The organism is Pullulanibacillus camelliae (assembly GCF_014642655.1).
Taxonomy (GTDB): domain Bacteria; phylum Bacillota; class Bacilli; order Bacillales; family Sporolactobacillaceae; genus Pullulanibacillus; species Pullulanibacillus camelliae.
On sequence record NZ_BMIR01000001.1, the window covers coordinates 666653 to 688921 of the forward strand.

A 22269-nucleotide genomic window follows, 5' to 3' on the forward strand; every position below is an offset into this window, starting at 1 on the left:
AGCCCTTCATGATTCACTCAAAAGGTCGAACGCATTGCGTCGGAATTGTGAATGCGTTCGACTTCTCTATGAGCTGAATACTTCTGTCCCAACCCCTCTTATTTTCCAGCATATTGGCTTAATACATTTTTTATCACACCGTATTCACTGGCATGAGGACGATCGTCGCCATCTGCATAGCCGTCATCTACCATGCGATTACGGTTAAGACATAGCTTAGTCATTGTTGGCTTAAAAAGATCAAAAAGTTTAAAGCGATCTGCTAATTCTGGGAACCTTTTTTGGTAAGCTAATATCGTCTCAGCTAACTGACGCCAAAATAACGACTCATCCATATCATAATAGGTTGCAAGAATGTCCGCCAAATAACGATAGTGGCAAACAAACAAGCCGGTAAATAAAAATTGACATAGCCCTTCAGGGGGCTCACTCCTTAATACCTTTCGCAGCTTTTCAGACAACGTCGTTAATTCTTCTAATGGCTGATCGCTCACATTGACATCATCGACGAAGTCTTTTATCGCTAGCCTGCAGGGAAAACCATCTTTTAATACAAGGATGGTATTCTGACCATGAGGAGAAAATACTGTGCCATATTTATAAAGATAGTGAAGTAACGGCGGGAGCATAACATCAAACAGTTGTTTTGTCCAAGCATTGACGGATACGCCTGATTGCTCTATCAAGCTAGCCACTAGAGGCTTACCATCCTTATCAACATATAATAGCGCAGCGAGGGTGATAGGCTGTTCCCCCTTCTCCATGTAAGTATAAATACTCTCTCTCCAAATGCATCCGAGCATTTCGAGATATTGATAAGGCGCTCCCATTAAACGTTCATAATACGGATGACCGTAATTGATACTCGCAACTTCCCCTGGAAGGATTACCCGACATTCCTCTCTTAAAAAGGCGTCCTTTGTCATTATATCTTTAATATATTCAGTGATTTCCGGAGCAACAACAGTACGCTCAGCGGGTAGGCCCCTATAGACCAAAGTATTTAAAATACTCATTGGCAGCTTAATATGATGTTTATGTTTCTGATCCATATTAACAAATGTCCGAATCGATTGTTGTGGGAGATAGGCGTCAGGCCCAACCCCTAAAAAGTAGATATTTCCTATGGCGATCTCTTCAGCAAAAGCGGGTATAATGATATTTTTCCATTGCCATTCATGAACAGGTAGCCAATAATAATCATCAGGATGGACACCTCGCTGTTGGAGCATAAGACGATAGGTTTCCCTCGTCTTATCATCGAGTTCAAATTGAATAAGCATATCATAAGACAACTCACTGGTCGCGTGGAAGCTTGCTTTCTCTTTATGAACAGCTAGCCAGTTTAATTGCACACGTTGCTGTGCCTCAGGGGCATAACATAAAAAGTCATCAATACTAAACCCGATTCTCCCTTTGTTATAAGTAATCCAGGGATGTCCCGTCATCACACCTTCAAGATCAGCATAATCGTAGGCAACAAGATCATCAGATTTTTCATGATGATGCGCTAAAATATAAGCATCGGCAAACAAGGTGTTCTGTAACTCTTTAATAAGATGGCCTGTTGTTTCAGGTTTCATTTTAATTGTCGACTGACTATCAAGTAAAAATTGAATGGCGCTTCCCGCTACGCGCCACCCCTGATCAACATATTGGATGACGCTCCCCTCGACGATATGAACGTTTCCAAATAAACGCTGAATCGCGTGAAACCGATACGTGTGCATTGATAAAGATAATTCATAGTATCTGCACCCCGTATTTTCCTCAATTAAAGTGGGTGCAATCATATCTTCATACATAAATTCAGCAATCATTTTTTCTAGAAGCCGCTGATTCACCTTGAGCCATGCTTCGGAACTCAGAATGTCTTGAGGACTATCTTTCACCAACATATGCTTCACTCCTTTTGCTCACCATATTGGTGACGCCAAATGTTTGAAAAACATTTTTCTTGTGTACTGGATACAGCTCTCTTTCCGTCAGATCATTAATAATCATTGCATTTCTGTGAGCACCCAGCCCCAAATCAGGTGCGCCAATCCCATGTGTGTGCCATTCGCCATTTTGAATATATACATGATGGGATGCAGGCGTTGTAAGCTGTAAGCGGTAATGAGCATCGACCTTATATCTCCCCTGCTCATCCCAATCGATCAAAGCCTTTAAGCCTTCTAAGCAATCCGGGATGGCTGGATGATAGCCCGTCCCTAATATCACCACTTCAGTAGAGTGCTTAAACGGCTTATTTTGCTGCCACTGCCGACCTTGTAACTCCCACTTGCCGTCATTAGCAATGAGACGCTCTATCTCTATCATCGCTTGTAAAGTGACAGCAGGAATCACACCTCCGATAGAACGCGTATACAGCAAATCGTATATCGCAGCAATCGTATTCACACTGATCCCTTTATATAACAGGTCTTGCTTTGGAAAGATCTCATCGCGTTTTTGTTGAGATAACTGCTGGAAGTAATCGATATAATCGGGGGAAAAATGCTCGAGCCCAAGCTTCGAATACTCCATTGGGAAAAATCCTCTAGATCGCGTCAACCATGTTAGTGCGTAATCATAATTATTTTGTTGTTCTAAGAGATTATAAAAGATCTCAGCGGCGCTCTGACCAGAACCAATCACCGTGATCGATTTTGCCCTTAAAGTCGTTTTTTTCTTCAGTAGATAATCGGCAGAATGGAAAACCCTTTTACCGAGATGCTCCCGCAATGCTGGAGGAACAAAAGGTATTGTTCCTGTTCCGACAACAATATGTTTGGCTATATAGGTCTTCTCACTCTGGGTGGCATAATGCATCACTTTAACCTCAAACCCGCCATTTATTTTAGTAATGCCCGTGACCTTGGCCCCAAAGTGACAATGAGGCAACTGTCCAGCCACCCATTGACAATAATGATTGTATTCTTGTCTTGGAATATGAAAGTTTTCTAGAAAGTAAAAAGAATAAAGCCGTTGATGGGATTGCAAGTAATTTAAAAAACTATATGGGCTCGTCACATCTGCCATGCTCACTAAATCAGCTAAAAATGGGACTTGTAAGGTGGTCCCTTCAATCAGCATCCCAGGATGCCAATCGAAGCGCTCATGCTGTTCAAAAAAAAGACTATTAACTTCTGGAGCTTTGGTCAGTAAAGCTGCCAAGCCTAAATTAAATGGCCCAATGCCAATGCCAATCAAATCATATATAACGTTATCGTTAGCGTTATAGTACTGGGAGCCCATCTTGCCACATCCTTTCAAAGCGTTCTCGCTCACAAATCATTAATAGCCCCGTCTTATCTGGAAGAGAGACTGGCTTTACCGATTCAAAGCCACATTTCGTAAAAATATGGATCATTTTTTTATTGCGCATATCCGGCTCAGCTACAACCCGCTCAGTTTCTTCATTCAAAAAGCAATAGCGTACCATTGCCGCTAGAAGGGGGAGAGCATAGCCCTTACCTAAATAGCGCGTCTCACCAATCAAGAGGTGAAGGCCTTGATCTGCCTCACCATACGCATAATAGTTCCCAATGATGTCATCCTTTGCCCAATACACTTCCCAATAACTTATTGGCTCATCATCAACATAGCCGAGATATAAAGTTTGATGGTGATCCTGAAGTGCCTTCTGCAAATGCTGCTTAAAAGCATCGTAGGGCATGTTTAATCCCCAATAAGGAATGACGTGTCCCGCATTCATCCACTTATAAATCCGATCTAAGTCCCGCGCCATCACAACTTTTTGAAAGGACAATGTTTGTCCTCTATCAGTATGTAGGACTGTGAATGTCATCATGGTGACGCGTCACTTCCTTTAGTGGATTAGGCATTTGGATATATACAGATTGATTATCTAAAGAGCCAACCAGTTCATCCATGTTATGAAGGCGCGTTAACAGATTGGCTTTGCATGGCAACGTCTGGGCATGTAGCAGTCGATCTAGAAGCTGTGATTCAGGGTGCTGCTCGTGACAGGCAGCGAGTTCCTCATATACAAGAACCAGTAGCTTTTCTTCTGCAATAAGCCCTGCTGAACCAAAGGCATTAATCAAACCAAATAGCTGATTCACGATGACATAATAAATGAAACGTTCTTCAGCAATACTATCTGCACAAATCGTGTCACTGTTTTTGCTGATGTCAGGTAAGAATGTCTTTAGACGATCACTTTTTGACCGAGCGAAATAATAGCCCTGATTATCACGATAAAAAAAAGTTTTCGGATAGCCGTCCTCCAATTGAATCACTGCATTTTGCTGATGTGCCTCCAGGACAATGCCATACTGAAAATAAAGCCATAGCATAGGGCGTAACGACACATTTAGATAGTGCTGGAACCAGGATAGACAGACCTCCTCTAGCGTTCTTTCATCCTTCTTCGAACAGGCAGCGATAAGATGCGCAAGCCGCGTACGCTGACCGGGTAGGGAATCTTGACATAACCCTGCGATTAGAGTGGTTTCCTGCTTTTGGTCATCCTTAAATGGATTCTCTCTGATCACCACCTCAAAGCCTGACTCTTCTTCTCCCGTCTTTACTGTTAGATATGCAGGATCACGAATGATTTTAAAATTCGGATGTGCCTCAAAAAGCTGATCTCCAAACGAACTTTTCAATAGCCGCCCGACTTCTATGCCACGTTCTAATTCTTTTTGCTTATTCACACGTAAGGAATTAGTAATCTTCAAATTAAGGGAGAATTTAAACATATAGGGTGACTTTTTGTTATATACCGTTCGTATGGATGACGTTGCGGTAAACGGCTGGCCATGGGGACCTAGGTACTCAAGCTGACCGCGTTGTATCAAATCGGTGATGTTAGAACGGGTGAGTAAATACTTGGCTTGCAAGGGATGACAAGGAATAAGCACATCGTCCTGACTTAAGCAATGCTCCTTTTTAAAGGTCTCGGAAATACTGTCATCGGTCATAAGATATTGCTTGAGCATGTCAGCAGCACTGATTGCCCCGCTGGAAGCTTGCTTAATAAGCCTTGTGCTTGCCTTAAAATAATGGAGTTGAAAGCTTCCATTAAACTCTGGAGCATAGAACATCGCTTCTTCATCGGTCATCCCTTGCCTGCTTTTTGGTGTAGGATGAAGCAAATGACCGAAAATCAAGGCATGCTCATTCTCAATAAAATCCATGCTCCCCACTGTAAGACCACTGTCTTTTTTTATCCGATGTGAAAGGGCCAGCTTAATGTTTTGACAGCTTAGTATCACTCTTAACATCAGCTCATCCTCACTGTCTTGACGTCCCTGATCCAGTAATAACTCCTTTATCATGCAAGCAACCAATGTAATATAATCCATCGGTAAAGGACAATAGCCTGCTTCAAATTGATAATAGAGAGGAAAGGCAAATAAATGCCTTCCAATCGGTGACCAATACTTGATAGGGATGATGATGTTTATACCTTGGTGTGCTAATCTCAGCTTGATCACAGTTTTTGCATCTGTGTTCTTTTTAGGAGTGAGTGCAACGCGTTGCTTTTCACCTCTCCCCGTTTCTCTTAAATAGCAATTTACAAAGCTTTGTATTGTAGCCTGCTCAGCAATTACTTTAACTTTCGTCATCACATAACCTCCATATCCATCTGTGTATAACGCATCCCTAAAGCGATGATTTTCTGACATAATTTCTCAATATCGCTCAATGTTGTTCGCGGGTTGAGCAAGGTTAGCTTTAAGTAGACCTTGCCCTTAACAACGGTTTTCGCTACAAGGCCATGGCCTTGTTTCAAAAGCATCTGTTGAATCCGTCTGTTCATTTGATTGTCCCTTTCCTCATCATGACGCTGTGAAACATATCTAAAGACAACGGCGCTTATTTCCGGATGTGGATTTAACACCTGTAATGATGGAAAGCCTTTCATTAGCTCGACCACTCCTTGGGCTAAATCGATTGTATAATCGATCATGCGAGCGAAGCGCTCTGTCCCCACCCAACGCATGGAAAGCAAAATCTTCAAAGCATCAAACCGCCGTGTTGTCTGTAAGGATTTACCAACAAGATTTAAAACACCTTCGTCTTCATCCTCTTTCGGGTTGAGATAACTGGCATGGCGTTCAATCAAACGAAAACACGCTTTTTCCTTGACCAAAAAGGCGCCACAGCTGATCGTTTGGTAAAACAGTTTATGGAAATCGACCGTGATAGAGTCCGCCAGTTCTATTCCTTTAAGCTTGTCCTGATTGCGCTGACTGAGAACCAACGCCCCACCATAAGCCGCATCAACATGTAGCCACAATTGATGTTGTGTGGCAATTTCAGCCAATTCGGTAAGCGGATCAATACTTCCAAAATCTGTGGTTCCACAGGTCGCCACGATAGCAAAGGGCAATAACTTCAGCGCCTTCATGGTAGAGAGCTTATCTTTAAGATCACAAGGATCAAGCTGAAACTTCTCATTCGTTGCGACAGGAATGACACTTTGCTCACCTAACCCAAGTTGAACGGCCGCTTGTTGAACAGTAAAATGAGCATACTCAGAGCAGAGAATCCGCATCCGCTTAGCCTGCTGAGGTAAGCCATGCCTGCGCACCTCCCACTGCAGTTCCCTTAGACAAAAGGCATCACGTGCCAGCATCAAGGCCATATAATTGGATTGTGTTCCACCGCTTGTAAACACCCCATCCGAAGAGCTGGGATACTTAAATTGCTGGCAAATCCATTGGATTAACTGTTGCTCAACATAGGTTGCTGAAGGGCTCTGATCCCAAGAATCCATCGAGGGATTCAGTACACCAATGATGAGATCCGCAATGACCGACGCGATGAGTGGTGGACAATGTAAATGACCGATACACGTGGGATGCGTCACACGAACTGAAGGATGAAATACCCGCTGTTGTAAATCTCTTAAAATCTCCTCCAACCCTTCACCTTTTTCACTCGCCACCTTCAGGCCATCTATGCGTGTAGCTACCTCCAGCGGTGTCTCTCCGCTATACGGTGTAACATGTGTCTCTTCCTCTGAAAGGAGCAGAGCCTTGGTCCTATTCACCGCTTCCTCAAAAGCATCAAGTCCAGCCTGACCTTTATGAAAAAAGAGAGAATCAAAATCAAGAGAAGAGAGCAGGTCTTGTGCCTTTTGTACTTTCATCGTTTTTCTCCTTTAAAGGCCTGATAGGTCGCCCAGACGGCTTCCTTAAAGATATTGACCACTTCAGTCAATTGTTTTTCGGTTATAGTAAGCGGCGGCAAGAAGCGTATGACACTGCCATGCCTTCCCCCTACTTCAAGAATTAAGCCGCGATGAAAGCATTCTTTTTGAATCTTCCTCGCTAATTCTGGATGGGCTGGATAGCTTCCAATTGCATCAGGAAGTTGAGTAGAATCCACAATTTCAACACCAACCATTAATCCTCTCCCTCTGACGTCTCCCAGAACAGGTATATCAGCCTGAAGGGCTTTGAGTTGATCGACTAATTGCTTTCCAAGCCCCTCAACCTGAGGGACTAACTGAGTTTTTTTAATATAATTCAATGTTGCAGCCCCCGCAGCCATTGCCATTTGATTCCCTCTGAAGGTCCCAATATGTGCCCCGGGATCCCAGACGTCAAGCGCTTGATCATAAATGACAACGGATAATGGCAAACTCCCGCCAATCGCCTTAGAGAGAACTAAAACATCGGGAATAATCCCTGCATGTTCAAATGCAAACATTTTTCCCGTCCTTCCTATGCCCGTCTGCACCTCATCAATAATCAATGGAATACCTCGTTCCTTTGTAATACGTCTCATCTCTTTCAGCCATTCTACAGGGGCCGGAATGGTTCCCCCTTCTCCCTGAACCACTTCAAAGATCATGCCAGCAGGAGGGAGAATTCCTGATTCAGGGTCATCTAATACATGCTCAATATATTGGCTGCTGACTTGCTGGCAGGCTTCACCCCCAAGACCAAATGGACAGCGGTAACGATAAGGATACGGTAAGAAGTGTACATCTGGCATTAAGCTTTGCACCTTAATCTTTGGAGCTAAATTACCACTGATGCTCATTGAGCCATGCGTCGCTCCATGATATCCCCCTTGGAAGGAGAGCACGCTGCGGTTGCCCGTTGCTGTCTTAACCAGCTTGATCGCTGCTTCTATCGCGTCCCCTCCTGTTGGTCCACAGAATTGAATTTTGGCGCGCTTCGCAAAGGACTCAGGTAAACTGGCAAACAGCTCATCAACAAAGGCTTCCTTAACGGGCGTTGTAATATCTAAAGTGTGTAAGGGACGACCCTCTTCCAAGACTTGTTGAATGGCCTGGATAACCACTGGATGATTGTGACCGAGTGCTAAAGTTCCGGCACCTGCGAGACAATCGATATAGGCTCGTCCCTCCATATCTTTAACATAAACACCACTTGCTTCACTTATAGCAAGTGGTAGCCGTCGTGGATAAGACCGCGCATTCGATTCGCGGCGTGCCTGTGTATTTAAAAGGGCCTGGTTGGTTGACAATAATGGATGTACCATCATAAACGCTCCCTTCAAACCAAAGATTGAACGATAATTAATTGATAATGATTATCAATCGGCAATCGTTGATTATAACTTAAATGATAATGATTATCATTGTCAATAGAATCTGAACAAACTAGATAGAAAGACCTATCCGCCATCATAAATCCTTAACCAGGTCAATCGTCTTGAGTCTTTTATCTCAAAAAGGCCAACGTGTGGACTCAGCCCATTCACTGTTGCCAAACGATTCATTTAAATAAAAAAAGCAGATGAGTTCATCCTCATCTGCTTAAGCCTTTATTTCATGTGCCGCTTTATAAAGGGGGCAAGATACACCTAGCGTTGATTCAATTTTCTAAAGGCTGCCTGGTAGAGCTGCTTGGTTTCTGAAAACCGTGTGACTGTTGAGGAAGCCCCCATAACAACGGAAATGAGACGTCTCCCTTTTTGTTTAACCGTTCCGACAAAACAGTGGCCTGCTTCACTTGTATATCCCGTTTTCAGGCCATCTACTCCGGCATAGCCTAGATGCTGTTCATTTATAGCGGGCAACATCCAATCCGTGTTGACATAGGTTCTATGGTCAAAAACGAGCTTAGGCTGACTGGTTATTTGAAGAATTTCAGGATAATTAGTGATCAATTTTTGAGCGAGTTTGGCTAGATCTCGTGCTGACATTTTATTTGTATCATTGGGAGAACCTGTAGAAGCATAACTCCCAAGATCGGTATTATCTAAGCCCGTACTGTCAACGAAGTGGCTTTCTCTTAACCCCAGTGCCTTAGCCTCCCCGTTCATCTCTTCAACAAACTGCTTCTCACTTCCCGCCACAGCTTCTGCCAAGGCGATAGCGGCACCATTCGCTGACTGAATCACCATTGCTTTATACAGCTCACTTATCGTGTAGGGTTGATCCTTTTTTAGATGTACAGAAGCAAAACCGGGATGATTAGAAATCGCATGGGCATAATGGCTAATCTTAACCTTCTGATCCCAAGTGATTTTATGTTCATGAATTGCCTTTAATAACAGGAACTCCGTCATCATCTTGGACATGCTAGCGGTCGGCAAGGCTTGATCACTATTTTTTTCATAGATAATATGTCCATTTTTTGCATTCATCAAAATAACAGATTTAGCCTGTAAGTGAAGAGGTGACAAGAGCTCTATTTCTTGCCCTGGTAAATGCAGTGCTTTCGGGACCTGATCCTCTACTTTGCTCAACCAATGAATCCTTGTAGAATGTGAAGAAGCTGAATAAAAAGACTGGCCTATCCATAAACCGCTAATCGCTAGCAAAGCGATAATCAGTCCTATTAACCCCTTTTTTAATGTCATAAAAAATCCTCCCCCGATGCTTTCTCATAGTCATAACGAGTAGTCTTACCAATAGGTTCTCCTTGCATTTTTTCGTAAAGCACATGCACACGTTTTATTGATAAAGGAGGAGGGAATGGCTTCTCATAAGAAGGAGCTTTAATTTTTAGGAGGGAGAGCAAATGACTTTAAATAATGAAAAGCTTCAAGTCAACACGGACAACGAACATGACCCGAGCAACGTCATCATCAGTGGTATTGCTTACATTGTGCTTTTAATCAACTTTATCTTATTCTCAATAGTATGCTGTTCTTACTTTTTAACGCAATAGATTAAATCCATACTTCCTTTTCTCATGGTTGAACGAAAATCTCCGTTCCTACTAAAAAGACTTTTAGCTTGTGCATCAGAGCTGAGTCATCTATAATCAGTTGAGTAAATAAATGGATGGTAGATAGGCAGTGTCTATAATCTATTGAATAAACCCAACTCCAACGGATTGGTCTGTTAGTATGAATTGCTAATATACTACTCCTCTATAGAGTGGTTCGTCAGCTTCACTGATGAAACATTCTTATAGAGGAGTTTTTTCGTTGGAGATAGGGTTAGCATAAAATTTATATCGTGTGAGGGACAATAACAATGACTTGGTTTATCTTACATAGTATCGGCATCATGGCCTATGCCGCAACCGGCGCTCTCGTAGCGCTTGAAAGCAATTACTCTTTTATTGGCGTTTTTGTTCTTGGACTCGCCACGTCATTTGGCGGCAGTATCATTAGAAATCTACTGATAGGTGCCCCGATTACTACCTTATGGGATGGCTCCACCCTTGCCATCGCCCTTGGCACACTTACATTCATTGTGCTTATCCCTTATAAATGGTTCAAGCATTGGAAAACATGGGGCCTCTTCTTTGATTCTATCGGCCTTGCCTCCTTTGCCTTACAAGGGGCCATGTCGGCCGCTGCTATTCATGTTCATACAGGTCTCATCTTTATTTCCGCCTTATTTACTGGACTGGGTGGGGGAATGATTCGTGATCTATTTGCGCAGCGTCGTCCCCTAGCTTTAAAAGAAGAAATTCATGCCATCCTGACCTTACTTTGTGGTGCTTGTGTCTGGCTGGGCTGGACGCAGCCCCTCCAATTGACCATTACGGTCTTTACCGTTGTGTCGCTGCGAATGCTCGCAATCAAATACCAATGGCACTGGCATCTCCCCTGCAATTTAAGGACCCATAAAATAACCTGATAAAACGGCTTTTAGGGAAAGGCTCTGAACAGAGGTTTTCTGCACAGAGAACAGCCGAACGCACTCCCAATGGTAAAGTGAATGCGCTCGGCCTTTTTAGGTAAGCGATGAAGTGCCCCATCAACCCCTTTGTCTGGCACAGGACTAAGAAAAAGCGCCTAAGAGAATAAGCCTCACAGAAAGAGCATCGTTTATGATCTTCTGCGGCTTCCTATTAACTGCTCGCCTTGACAATTTATTGTTCAGAATTTCAGCCAAGCGATCTATCACTCGCCTCTTTATTCACCTGCATTAGATGCCTCTGGCTCAACGACTTTCTCAAACGTCCAGGTTGCGCCTTGATCATTTGAAGTAAATTGCGCGAGGACATCGCCACCTTGGTAATCCCCCATATCCCCTTGATTGACGAGCAAAGTCCCTTTGGTTCCCTTAAAAGTGGGAACTTCAGCTTCTGTAAAAATGCCACTGAATTTAGCAGGTATAGGAATGTGGACTTCACTCCAGGTCTTTCCCCCATCAAGTGTTCGGTAAAATACGGGATGAGCAGGGTTGCCGCGCGAGCCAAAGGACATAAAGCCCAATTTATCATTGATAAAACCGCCATCCGAAAGCATATAAGTGACTGGTACAGCCCCAGCTACTGCCCAAGACTGTCCACCATCATGTGTTTTTAACACACTATTGCCCTCCTGATGCATGGTGCGATCGCCACTTATAATCAAATAGCCCTCCTGACTTGAAGTAAAGCCTAAAAATCTCAGGCGCACCCCTGGAAATGGTGAGCCCACGTTATACCGCTTCCATGTCTTTCCTTGATCGGTGGATTGTAAGATACTAAGTAGAGGCCCCTCCCCTACAACAAAAGCCGTTCGTTCAGGCGTAATCACATAGCTCCCATTTATGAGCGTATCCTTTGGGCCACTATAATCGCCTTTAAAAAGCTCATCAATCGATACAGGGACATTCAGCCAGCGCTTTCCGTGATCATAGGTGACCTGCAAATGCTGTCTATAGATTGTATAAGCGTTCTTCTCATTGGTTTTTAAATCATTGTCTGGAAGATCACTTGTAGGCTGCTTCGCTTTTGAAGATGCCGAAGCCTTTATTGGCCTGATTTGTTCAAGTCTATAGGATGCTGCGCCAGTTTTTTTGACCGTCAAGTGCCAGCGCAGATTTTTAATCTCCCCATTTTCATTAACCTTCCCCCAATTGCGATGCGTCGACCACTTCTTACTTTGAAGCTTGACGGTAAACACAATATCGATAGAAAAGCTGTTTGCTTGCTTTTTTAATCCTTCAAATCTCAGGTAACGGGCATTTAACTTTTTAAATGGATTGCGTGTCGTCTCATAAGGCTCTAAATAATCATGCCATAGCACATAGGCGATATTCTCTTGATTGTGAGTGGCGACATGATGCGCCGTTATAGGCAGTCGCTTATTAATATTTTCATGGTGATATTTAACATAATATAAAACACCACTAGCAGCGGCTAAAATTACTAGACTGCTAATGATGATCACCACTTTGATTTTACTCATGTCCTGCACTCCTATCTTTTCGCTTTGGCATAAACCTCACACCGACCATTTGTGAAGCATAGCGTGAATGTCCCACCATCTGCAATCAGATCATCTTGACCAATGGTGCTGTCCTCATTTAATACAACCGTATAGGACGGCTTCAGGTAATCCCCGAAGACCTTAAACCCATAAATCCCCAGTTGTTCCGTGTCTTGACTGTCGTTATAGTGATAGATCGTGCCATCCATCCTGAAAGCAATTTCGCCCCTATCGTACGTCCATTGATTTTGCGGATGATCTTTATCTATCCACGTTCCCGAAAGGCTAACGGCAATATGATGATACCCAACAGAGGGTCTAAAGCTAATAAATTGTTGATATGTTTGTCCATTTTTCTTTTCTTTATAAGTTAATAGTGCCGTATCCCCGTTGATCCATTTAATCTGAGCGGTATTTTGAGCAAAGGTTTTATAAGTCGCGCTTCCATCCAGCATCGTAAGCTTTCGGCCAAAAATAAGCCCCCTGCGCTCCAGTCGCACGGTTTTCTCACCTGAATGCTCGTTCTCTTCGAAAAGCACCTCATGCTTCTGGTCCTTTGACTCGGAAACAATGAGATGTACAGTGCTCTCCTGCTGATAAAAAAAGACAGAATTCATGATGAGGAGAATAAAAGCCACTGACCATTGCACCCATTTGAAAATACGATGGGGTGTAAAAGCAATGAATATAATAAGTAGGATGAGATAATTAACACCATAAATCACCCATCCATAAATAACAATATAATCACTCATATCCTCAAGAAAATAAAAGAAAGCCTGAAGACAGCCGAGCAGCAAAGCCACACCCCATAGACCTGCTTTCAAACGCTTGCTCACTTTAACAACCCCTTATTTATAAAGGCACACCAGCAACGTCCATCTTTCATCTAAAACCATTATGGCAAACTTCTAATTAGTAAACAACAGGAATTTCCAAATCATGCTGATAAACCCTCATATTAAGGTAAAACTGTCGGAATGCGTGCAACATGCCTTTTTGGGTCTACAGATTAAATGAGCGTAGTCGCTCGCTAAGGGGGATAAGCTGAGTAAAGCTTTGACCTTCGCAAGCATCCTCTACTCAAAAAAACCACAGCGTGATGCACTGTGGTTTTTGCACTGTTCATTTTTTAATCAGAGCTTCTGTAATTGCTCAATAATGGCTTGCGGCTCCATGCGGCTCATAAAATCTGGATCAACATGTGTAGCCCGTACAATGCCTTCTCTATCGATAATAAATGTTCCAGGAATCGGTAGAATCCAGCGAGCTGTTTGATTATATTCCGCAAGATCTAAATCTAAGGCATCCTTAAAGGCAGCCTGCAGGTACCTTGGTAATTCAAATAGTACCTTATAGTTTCCAGACACCTTACCCTCTGGATCACTGAGCACTTGGAAAGTTAATTCCGCCTTTTCCTTCATGGACAGCGTATTATCAGGACTTTGTGGGCTAATGGCAATTAATTGCCCCTCATACTTTTGAATATCAGGGAGAATGCGTTGATATGAACGAAGCTGAACATTACAAAACGGGCACCAGCCTCCACGGTAAAAGGCTAATACTACAGGACCTTTAGCCAATTCGTCATATAAAGTCACCTGTTCGCCAAGGGGATTCGTTAGAGAAAAGTTCGGTGCCTTATCGCCATCCATTAAACCAAAGTTAACACCTAATTCTTGTAGCTCTTTAATATGTTGAAAAATTTTGGATTGAAGATCCTCTGGGGCATTGGCCATAAAGGCATGCTTCGCTTCATTCAATTGCTCTTGTAAAAGCATGATCAAACACTCTCCTTTTTATTTTGGATTGTTCACTCCACTTTTACTCCTCCTTTATCATACCTATATTTTTTTGGATTGTCAACTCCATTTTTTTGATTTTGGATTACCGGCTCCAATTTGTTATACTATGGCTATGGAAAAACAAGTAGAAAATAAGAAAAATGAACGCCGTTTAACGAAAAAGGGAAAAGAAACCCGCGCTCGTATTATTGCTGCTGCCGCTCAATTGATGTTTGAGCGTGGCGTGTCCGGGACGAGTGTCGAGGATGTACAGAATGAAGCCAAGGTGAGCGCTTCTCAGCTGTACCACTATTTCAAAGAAAAGCGTGAGCTGGTTAAGGCCGTGATTGTTTATCAAACAGAGCAAGTCCTGAATGCTCAAGAGCCATTTCTAAGCCATCTTGATAGCATGGAAGCTCTAAAATCTTGGCGGGATGCAATTGTACAGCTGCAAATTGAACGTCAATGTCAAGGCGGGTGTCCGATCGGCTCACTGGCGAGTGAATTATCAGATACCGAACCAGAAGCCCGCACTGAACTGGCGGCTGGTTTCATGAAGTGGGAACAATCCATTCGTAATGGCCTGCAGACGATGCATGCTCGCGGCGAGCTTCAAGCCGAAGCCAAGCCAGATGATCTCGCCCTCGCTCTCTTAACTGCACTTCAAGGCGGACTGCTTCTCACACAGGTATATAAAGAAACCCGACCCCTCAAGGCCGGTCTGGACGCCATGCTCGCTCATATCGGTACGTTTACAATCTGAAAAAAGGAGGAAGTGTAACTTTTACTTATTAGAGCACAAGGTATTACACAGACTTCACCCAGAAAGCTCTCTTTATGTACTGCTCCCCCAAGAGTTAGCGTTACAATCTAACTTTTGGGGTCCATATCATTTTTAGGATCTTTTTATTCTATATAAACTTTATAGTAAGTCGGAGACAGAGTGCCTCTTCGTAATAGAGCCGACTTGTTCAGATCCAATTGCTTAAGCGCTTCACCGTTAACTTCCCAAAATAGCAATAACCTAAAAAGTTGTCTATATTGTATAAAAGGCTACCTGACATGCAAAAAGTAGTGTAAGCCTTCCATAAGAAAAAACGGGTGAAAAGCATGCCCGGTTCTTGTCCTTAGTATAGAGCATCATCCAATATGAAAGAGGCTTCATTGCATGATAAGTGGATTTGAGCGCAAGGCACGAGATTCGGAACACTCTAAAATCGTGTGTTCCTCGGGCGCCGCTGACTCATGATGCGGAGATTAGAGTCCTGCGGGAAGTGGGAGAGCGGTAAGACCTTAGCAGTGCGAAGGCGCGAGGAGGTTTACCACTCCCCCGCGAAAAGCGAGCGGCCTGAAGCGGAATCGCGCACCGTCCTCATGATCAGAAATTTTATACCTTCTGATCTTTTTAGAAAACTTGGCTTGCACCCCTTCGCTGGTACTCCTGATGTGATTTTTGTACATCACACACTTTGGGTGCCCGCAAACTTTAATGGCGAAAGTCAAAGCCCGCCTTATACTCTCTTCCTTTATGCGTGTCAGCGAAGTTATACATTCTGATAGGATGAAAGAAGGCCTATACCTTCAATCCTTGAACAGACTGTTTGTATTGGCCTTAGAAACACTACAATATTTTCCTATTCGCTTTTTGTCTTTTATGCAATGTGTGTTTTGTTCCCCATTCATGCATGGCTTCCAAAATGGGGCTTAAGCTTTTCCCATATTCCGTTATTGTATACTCTACTTTCGGTGGAACCTGTGGATAGACGACGCGTTCAATGATATCCTCTTCCTCTAGTTCCCTAAGCTGCTTTGTCAGCATTTTCTGTGTGATGCCAGGCACACTGCGCTTAAGCTCACTGAATCTTTGAGTGCCGTCCTTTAATAAATACAATAAAATGATCGGCTTCCATTTGCCAACTAAAATCCCCAAAGCATCCTCCACGCGACACAAATCTGGTTCTATATCCATCTTTATTCCTCCCAATAGTATCTTTTTGTATACTATAGCACTTTGAAGTTTGTACTTATATTTTATATGATTATCATTTAAAATAACATTACATTGGGTCTTTTGACGGGTGTAAAATGATTGATTTGATTCAAACTAAGTCTAAATTAAAGAGCGTCACGACTCATGGTCCCCAATACACATACACTACAGCCAGACAACAATACCCTAACTATACTACTTCAATAGAGAGGTTGAACAATACATGGATAAATATCATATTGACCCAAGTAAAGGACTAGAATTCGGTATCTATACTTTGGGAGATCACTTACCTGATCCTAGAACAGGGGAGAGAATTTCTGCTGAACAGCGCCTCCATGAAATCATTGAGTACGCTAAAATAGCTGAACAAGCTGGCGTTGACTTTTTTAGTATCGGTGAAAGTCATCAAGAATTTTTCGCCACTCAAGCCCATGCGGTCGTGCTTTCCGCTATCGCCCAAGCCACAAGTAAGATGCGCATCGGAAGCTCTTCTACCATCATTAGCACGTCCGATCCGGTCCGTGTCTATGAGAATTTTGCCACGCTGGATCTGATCTCCAAAGGTCGTGCCGAGATTATTGCTGGTCGAGCTTCAAGAGTAGGCCTCTTTGATTTATTGGGATATAATTTGAGAGATTATGAAGAGCTGTTTGAGGAGAAATTTGAGCTTTTATTAAAAATAAATGAAGAAGAAGTGGTAAATTGGAGTGGGGAGTATCGTGCACCTCTCAGAAACGCCAAGGTCCTTCCAAGACCTGTCGATGGTTCACTGCCAATTTGGCGAGCTGTGGGCGGTACACCAACGAGTGCCATTAAAGCCGGCTATGCAGGGGTTCCCATGTTCATGGCTCACTTAGGAGGACCCGCAACGGTTTTCAAACGTACGATCGATGCCTATCGAGAAGCTGCACGTCGTAACGGCTTTGATCCCTCGGAGCTTCCAGTAGCGACGGCGGGCTTTTTCTATGCGGCAGATACCACACAACAGGCGTTAAGTGAGTATTATCCTCATATAAATGAAGGGATGAAGCGTACAAACGGGCAGGGCTTTCCAAAACAGCACTTCGCACAAGGTGCGGACCCACATAATATTATGAACGTCGGCAGTCCACAAGAAATTATTGAAAAAATCCTTTATCAGCACGAATTGTTCGGCCACCAACGTTATATTGCTCAGATTGACTTTGGCGGTGTGCCTTTTGACAAGTTACAGAAAAACATAGAAATCATTGGAACGGAAATTATACCAGCCATTAAAAAATACACAGCGAAAAAATAGGAAGTGGTAAAACGTGAAAATTGTTGGGTTGTCTGGTTCCATTATGGGGACGAAAACAAGAACGGCAATGGATTATGCCATTAAAACGCTCACCGAGAAGTTTCCCGATGCAGAAGTGACCTTGATTGATTTAGCAGACTATGACCTTCAGTTCAGCGATGGTCGTAACTATCTAGAATACGAGGGGGATACCGGCTACGTCACTCAAACGATTATGGCAGCCGATGCACTTATTATTGGAACGCCAATCTTTCAGGCTTCAATTCCCGCAACCCTCAAGAATATTTTTGACTTGCTTCCTGTCGATGCCTTTCTGGATAAAGTGGTGAGTATTCTCGTCACTGCAGGTTCATCAAAGCATTATCTCATCGCAGAGCAGCAATTAAAACCCATTTTGGCCTATATGAAGGCTCAGATCGTGCAAACGTATGTGTTTATAGAAGAGAAGGACTTTCACCGCAAAGAGATCATTAACGATGATGTCCTGTTCCGCATCCAGCGTTTAGTGGAAGACACCGTTGTATTAACTGAAACCTTTACCAAAATCCGCGAAGCCAAAGAAGCTGAGTATGGATTTTAGTGCTCGTATTCACTACCAAGCCCTGTGCAGACCCGTTTTGTACAGGGCTTTTTTATGCTAAAGGAATATAAATACAGCCTACGCTTCGCACTTAATTCCTTTGTGCAACTAATAAAAGCGTAACGTCAGCACAGACCACAATCAAAAGTACCACAATGGAGTAGTCTATTAAAAGCATTCCATTTGAGAAAATGTTGGTTTTCAATTGGTAGGATCAACGATATGACAATGCCTAAGATGACTTATCACAGTGACAATTCTGTTCTCCTTATCTTTTTGGCTCCTATTTTTGTTTTTTTATCCAGCTGTTTTCTTTATTTAAACAGGCTGAAAAACCATTTAAACAGTCAGCAACTACGGGAAACGATGAAGCACGCGCTTTATTGTATTGTTTTTAAATCCCCTACATTGACTTTTACTCCTGATCTGCGGGACAATGAAAGCAAATAGGAACAATGGAGGGGATACGCTTATGATTGTTGTGACCAATCGCATTAAGACTAAGCTAGGTTTTGCTGAAAAAATGGCTCCTGCCTTTACTAAGCCAGGAGCGCTGCAGACCATGAAGGGCTTTGTAAAAGTTGAAGTCCTTATCACACAGAACCTATCCGAATATGATGAGCTGAATATCAATATGTATTGGGAAAGCTTCGAAGACTTTACGGCTTGGAAAAATAGCGATGCCTTCAAAGAAGCACATAAAGGGGCAAAGGGAGACAAGGGAGATTCACCTATTCTTGGAAGTGAGCTCACTACATACGCGGTCGCTTCAACACTTGAAGCCCTTCCGAAATAAAATAAAAAGTCCTCTTTCTACCAACTTAGAAAGGGGACTTTTAACCTCACATTATTCTTTGACCAAAGATTTAAGGCGCCTGAGCGATGGAAAAAGGTACATCCATAGGCCAGCAACGGCAAGCGTCCCCAATCCACCAATAAAGGCAGCAGGTACGGCACCAATGAACCCAGCAACCATTCCTGACTCAAACTCACCAAGTTGATTCGATGTGCCAATAAAAAGTGAATTGACCGCATTCACTCGACCGCGCATCTCATCAGGCGTTTGCAGCTGGACAAGCGATGAACGAATAACTACACTGATCACATCAGAGGCACCGATGAGGAGTAAGGCGAATAAGGAAACATATAAATTCTTTGAAATCGCAAAGAGCATCGTTGCCAAACCAAAAATGCCAAGAGCACCAAATAGGGTAGGGCCATACGCTTTTTTAATTGGAAATGACGCCAATAGAAATGACATTAATAACGCCCCCACAGCTGGAGCCGTGCGCATGATCCCTAAAGCCCATGGACCCACTTTCAAAATATCCTGAGCAAATATCGGCAGAAGTGCTGTTGCACCACCGAGCAATACCGCAAAAAGGTCTAGAGAGATAGTACCCAAAATAATTGGATTTTGATACACAAAAACCAACCCCGAAAAGACAGAGCGAAGCGATACTGGTTCCGTATTTTGCACACGGCGTTCCACATGGATCAAGAATGTAAGAACACCCGCACTGATTAAAGCAGCAGTGGCTACTGCATAAACAAAGTTTGGACCGATTGAAAACAACACCCCGCCAAGAGTTGGACCTAAAATCTGAGCCATTTGTCCTGCTGACGTTACCCACGATATCGCTTGTTGCAGAATAGCCTTAGGCATCACCTGGGGCAACAGTGCTGAAAAGGATGGCCCCTCAAAAGCACGGCAAGCACCAATGATCGCTGCCGCTATTAAAATATGGGTCTTATCAATCCAACCTGCTAAATTGCTTACCAATAACAATGCAGCTGTGCAGCCCTCTATCATCTGACATAAAAAGACAATTTTGCGGCGATCAAAGCGATCAGCAACATGTCCCGCGACTAAGGTCAGTAAAACCATCGGCAAAAACTGTGCCAGTCCTACAAAGCCAAGGCTGAAGGCATCATGGGTCAAGGCATACATTTGCCAGCCAATCGCCACAGAAAGCATTTGAAAGGAGGTAGAAGAAAAGATTTGTGCCCCTAAAAAATTAGGGAAAGATCTATACCTTAGAACTGAATCTTTAGCTAGAAGCAAATAAAGCCACGTCCTTTAAACATTCATATGATAATTGCACTAAAACACATCTATTATACTACCAGTTGCCGAAATCATTAAATGATTTAAGAAGCTATATATAAAAGCTTGTCACTATGCATAATAGCCGACAACACCCAGCATTTCTTGTTCTCATAATGAAAAGACACCATGTCACACATGAAGCTATCTTTGAAAGGAAATCGCATTCCCATTCCATATGATTAGATTACCTAACTATAAAGCATTCTAACAACAGATCATGACTTATGCAAGTGGGTTTTTTTACTCCTTTTTCATTTTCTAAAAATCCCATTCGTTTTTTATTTCTTATCATTCTATGAGTTATCTATTCAAACACTTAAAGATTAAAGCCTTATAGGCGGTGTAAAAGAGGTAATGAGGCAGGGGCTCGACTTGCGAGTGGTGCAGCTTCAAAAACTATGCTATGGATTTATCATGGTTATCTTAGTAAAATTCACCAGATTTTTGTCATATTATTCCACCCCCTTACACTTTAGTTACAAACAACGCGTTTCCCTTATCTTTACTAGAGGCGACTGTTGAATCTAGTTACTTTTAGAGTTCGACAAGCCTTTACTTCGAACGCCCACATGCTTCTTATTCCCTCGGCTGTCCGAACTTGCCTTCACCTTAGATGCTTCTTACTTCCCTTGTTGTCCGAGGCGCGCAGGGGGAGCGCAAGGTTATTTTGACTTACTTAAGCAAAAAGGCGACCCAGAATGCAATCTGAGTCGCCTTTATATACGTTTATTTTGTTAATGCACTGACCGCATTGTCCATTGTTTTTTCAGAAGCAATGATGCCGTTGACTGTCCAGTTACTTGGATCATTAAATGTGGATACATGACCCGCTTTGACTGCTGGTAGGCTTTGCCATACATTACTGCTATCTAAAGCTTTAAAGCCTGGGTCGCCTTTTGGTCCTACAAGGATGATATGATCCGCGTCAAGACCTGATAATTTTTCTAGTGAAATCGGATTCCACTGCGGCTGTGACGCCGGTAGGTTCTCCACTAAGCTAGGTGCTTTGATTCCTAAATCATCATAGAGCACTTTGGCACTAAACCGATCCTTTTCAAACAAATAATACTTGCCTCCACTAACCCAAATTGCAGCGACGGTGTCATCACCGATGGCTTTTTTCACTTTTGCTTTCGCGTCGGCTGCTTTTTTATCATAATCGCTTATTTTTTGCTTGGCCTCGTCTTCTTTGCCAAGAATTTGACCCATTGTGGTCAACTGCTTACGCCAATCTGCAAAGGTGGCATCCTTATAAACGAAAACAGGGGCAATTTTCTTATATTTGTCATATTGACCCTCTTGGATGGCGCCTGGTGAGCTGAAGATGATGAGATCAGGCTTATCTTTCATCACTTGTTCTAAAGGTAAATTCCATTCAATCTTAGGCACGTCTGACAGTTGATCTTGTAAGTAATCCTGAACTGTATCACCAATGGCCCACTGCGCAACAGGCTTGACCCCTAAGGCAACAAGCGCATCTTCTAAATACGGAGCAATAATCCTTTTAGGATGCGTTGGAATCGTTACTTTCCCTTTAGCATCAGTCAATGTTTGTTCTTTAGGTTCATCTTTAGCAGATTTACCACCTGAATTGGAGTCCTTGCTGTTTCCACAAGCAGCTGTGAATACTAGGACCAAACAAATGACTGCTGCAAATAGTAGGTTTTTCTTAAATAATGACATTTTTGTCCTCCTACAGCACTAAATAGTTTATACTGGAAATGATAATCATTATCAACTCACCTGTCAATATCATTCATTTAAAAAGAATGACAATCTCAGTAAATAGTGTTTTGCAAAATAATGCAATAATGCAGAATAAGCATGTATGTGTAAAATAGTTCTCGGTGGTATTTCTACAAAATCCTAGCCAAAAAAGAAGAGGCACTCTATCATAAATGTATGCCTACCAGAGCAAATACATCGTAG

19 protein-coding genes are annotated in these 22269 nt (G+C 42.9%); 6 read left to right on the top strand and 13 right to left on the bottom strand.

The window, feature by feature from the left end:
* Positions 1-98 precede the first annotated feature (98 nt).
* The 7 genes from IEW82_RS02875 to IEW82_RS02905 form a co-directional block, all read right to left on the bottom strand.
* Positions 99-1898 (bottom strand): IucA/IucC family protein, encoded by a 1800-nt coding sequence (locus IEW82_RS02875; protein WP_188688755.1) that lies wholly within the window; start codon positions 1896-1898, stop codon positions 99-101.
* Positions 1882-3240: a lysine N(6)-hydroxylase/L-ornithine N(5)-oxygenase family protein gene (locus IEW82_RS02880; protein WP_188688758.1), complete on the bottom strand. Its 1359-nt coding sequence runs from the start codon at positions 3238-3240 to the stop codon at positions 1882-1884. The genes IEW82_RS02875 and IEW82_RS02880 overlap by 17 nt, the downstream gene beginning before the upstream one ends.
* Positions 3221-3793 (bottom strand): GNAT family N-acetyltransferase, encoded by a 573-nt coding sequence (locus IEW82_RS02885; RefSeq protein WP_188688968.1) that lies wholly within the window; start codon positions 3791-3793, stop codon positions 3221-3223. The genes IEW82_RS02880 and IEW82_RS02885 overlap by 20 nt, the downstream gene beginning before the upstream one ends.
* A complete protein-coding gene (locus tag IEW82_RS02890; protein ID WP_188688760.1) occupies positions 3768-5579 on the bottom strand; it encodes an IucA/IucC family protein in 1812 nt (603 codons plus the stop codon). The genes IEW82_RS02885 and IEW82_RS02890 overlap by 26 nt, the downstream gene beginning before the upstream one ends.
* Positions 5579-7108, bottom strand: a complete 1530-nt coding sequence (locus tag IEW82_RS02895) for a pyridoxal phosphate-dependent decarboxylase family protein (protein WP_188688763.1) — start codon at positions 7106-7108, stop codon at positions 5579-5581. Before IEW82_RS02895 ends, IEW82_RS02890 begins: the two co-directional genes overlap by 1 nt.
* On the bottom strand, positions 7105-8472 hold the full coding sequence (locus IEW82_RS02900) for an aspartate aminotransferase family protein (RefSeq protein ID WP_188688971.1): 1368 nt from the start codon (positions 8470-8472) through the stop codon (positions 7105-7107). Before IEW82_RS02900 ends, IEW82_RS02895 begins: the two co-directional genes overlap by 4 nt.
* Positions 8473-8796: 324 nt before the next feature.
* A complete protein-coding gene (locus IEW82_RS02905) occupies positions 8797-9798 on the bottom strand; it encodes a D-alanyl-D-alanine carboxypeptidase family protein (protein WP_188688766.1) in 1002 nt (333 codons plus the stop codon).
* A 161-nt stretch (positions 9799-9959) separates the two neighbouring features.
* On the opposite strand from IEW82_RS02905, the gene IEW82_RS02910 reads away from it, so the two are divergent.
* Positions 9960-10109: a hypothetical protein gene (locus IEW82_RS02910; protein ID WP_188688769.1), complete on the top strand. Its 150-nt coding sequence runs from the start codon at positions 9960-9962 to the stop codon at positions 10107-10109.
* Positions 10110-10420: 311 nt separating this feature from the next.
* Positions 10421-11032 carry a trimeric intracellular cation channel family protein gene (locus IEW82_RS02915; protein WP_188688772.1) on the top strand — a complete coding sequence of 204 codons (612 nt, stop codon included), beginning with the start codon at positions 10421-10423 and terminating at the stop codon, positions 11030-11032.
* Positions 11033-11310: 278 nt separating this feature from the next.
* Here IEW82_RS02915 and IEW82_RS02920 read toward each other — a convergent pair whose 3' ends face one another.
* From IEW82_RS02920 to IEW82_RS02930, 3 genes are all read right to left on the bottom strand, one after another.
* A complete protein-coding gene (locus IEW82_RS02920; RefSeq protein WP_188688775.1) occupies positions 11311-12573 on the bottom strand; it encodes a WD40/YVTN/BNR-like repeat-containing protein in 1263 nt (420 codons plus the stop codon).
* Positions 12574-12584: 11 nt separating this feature from the next.
* Positions 12585-13433 (bottom strand): hypothetical protein, encoded by an 849-nt coding sequence (locus tag IEW82_RS02925; protein WP_188688778.1) that lies wholly within the window; start codon positions 13431-13433, stop codon positions 12585-12587.
* A gap of 297 nt (positions 13434-13730) precedes the next feature.
* The gene (locus tag IEW82_RS02930; RefSeq protein ID WP_188688781.1) at positions 13731-14375 is read right to left on the bottom strand and encodes a peroxiredoxin-like family protein; all 645 of its coding nucleotides are present in this window, start codon (positions 14373-14375) and stop codon (positions 13731-13733) included.
* On the opposite strand from IEW82_RS02930, the gene IEW82_RS02935 reads away from it, so the two are divergent.
* Positions 14374-15141 carry a TetR/AcrR family transcriptional regulator gene (locus tag IEW82_RS02935; RefSeq protein ID WP_229672214.1) on the top strand — a complete coding sequence of 256 codons (768 nt, stop codon included), beginning with the start codon at positions 14374-14376 and terminating at the stop codon, positions 15139-15141. The two genes, IEW82_RS02930 and IEW82_RS02935, sit on opposite strands and share 2 nt — an antisense overlap.
* An 858-nt stretch (positions 15142-15999) precedes the next feature.
* Here the strand turns inward: IEW82_RS02935 and IEW82_RS02940 are convergent.
* The gene (locus IEW82_RS02940) at positions 16000-16347 is read right to left on the bottom strand and encodes a winged helix-turn-helix transcriptional regulator (protein ID WP_188688786.1); all 348 of its coding nucleotides are present in this window, start codon (positions 16345-16347) and stop codon (positions 16000-16002) included.
* Positions 16348-16591: 244 nt separating this feature from the next.
* Here IEW82_RS02940 and IEW82_RS02945 point away from each other — a divergent pair, with 244 nt between their 5' ends.
* The 3 genes from IEW82_RS02945 to IEW82_RS02955 all read left to right on the top strand — a co-directional run bounded on the left by IEW82_RS02945 (position 16592) and on the right by IEW82_RS02955 (position 19026).
* Positions 16592-17650 carry an LLM class flavin-dependent oxidoreductase gene (locus IEW82_RS02945; RefSeq protein WP_188688788.1) on the top strand — a complete coding sequence of 353 codons (1059 nt, stop codon included), beginning with the start codon at positions 16592-16594 and terminating at the stop codon, positions 17648-17650.
* 13 nt (positions 17651-17663) lie between these two features.
* Positions 17664-18230 (top strand): NADPH-dependent FMN reductase, encoded by a 567-nt coding sequence (locus IEW82_RS02950; protein ID WP_188688791.1) that lies wholly within the window; start codon positions 17664-17666, stop codon positions 18228-18230.
* A gap of 472 nt (positions 18231-18702) precedes the next feature.
* The gene (locus IEW82_RS02955; protein WP_188688794.1) at positions 18703-19026 is read left to right on the top strand and encodes a heme oxygenase; all 324 of its coding nucleotides are present in this window, start codon (positions 18703-18705) and stop codon (positions 19024-19026) included.
* Between the two features lie 51 nt (positions 19027-19077).
* Here IEW82_RS02955 and IEW82_RS02960 read toward each other — a convergent pair whose 3' ends face one another.
* Both IEW82_RS02960 and IEW82_RS02965 read right to left on the bottom strand, forming a co-directional pair.
* Positions 19078-20295, bottom strand: a complete 1218-nt coding sequence (locus IEW82_RS02960) for an MFS transporter (protein WP_188688796.1) — start codon at positions 20293-20295, stop codon at positions 19078-19080.
* Between the two features lie 771 nt (positions 20296-21066).
* Complete coding sequence (locus tag IEW82_RS02965) at positions 21067-22023, bottom strand: ABC transporter substrate-binding protein (protein ID WP_188688799.1); 957 nt, start codon at positions 22021-22023, stop codon at positions 21067-21069.
* Positions 22024-22269 lie beyond the last annotated feature (246 nt).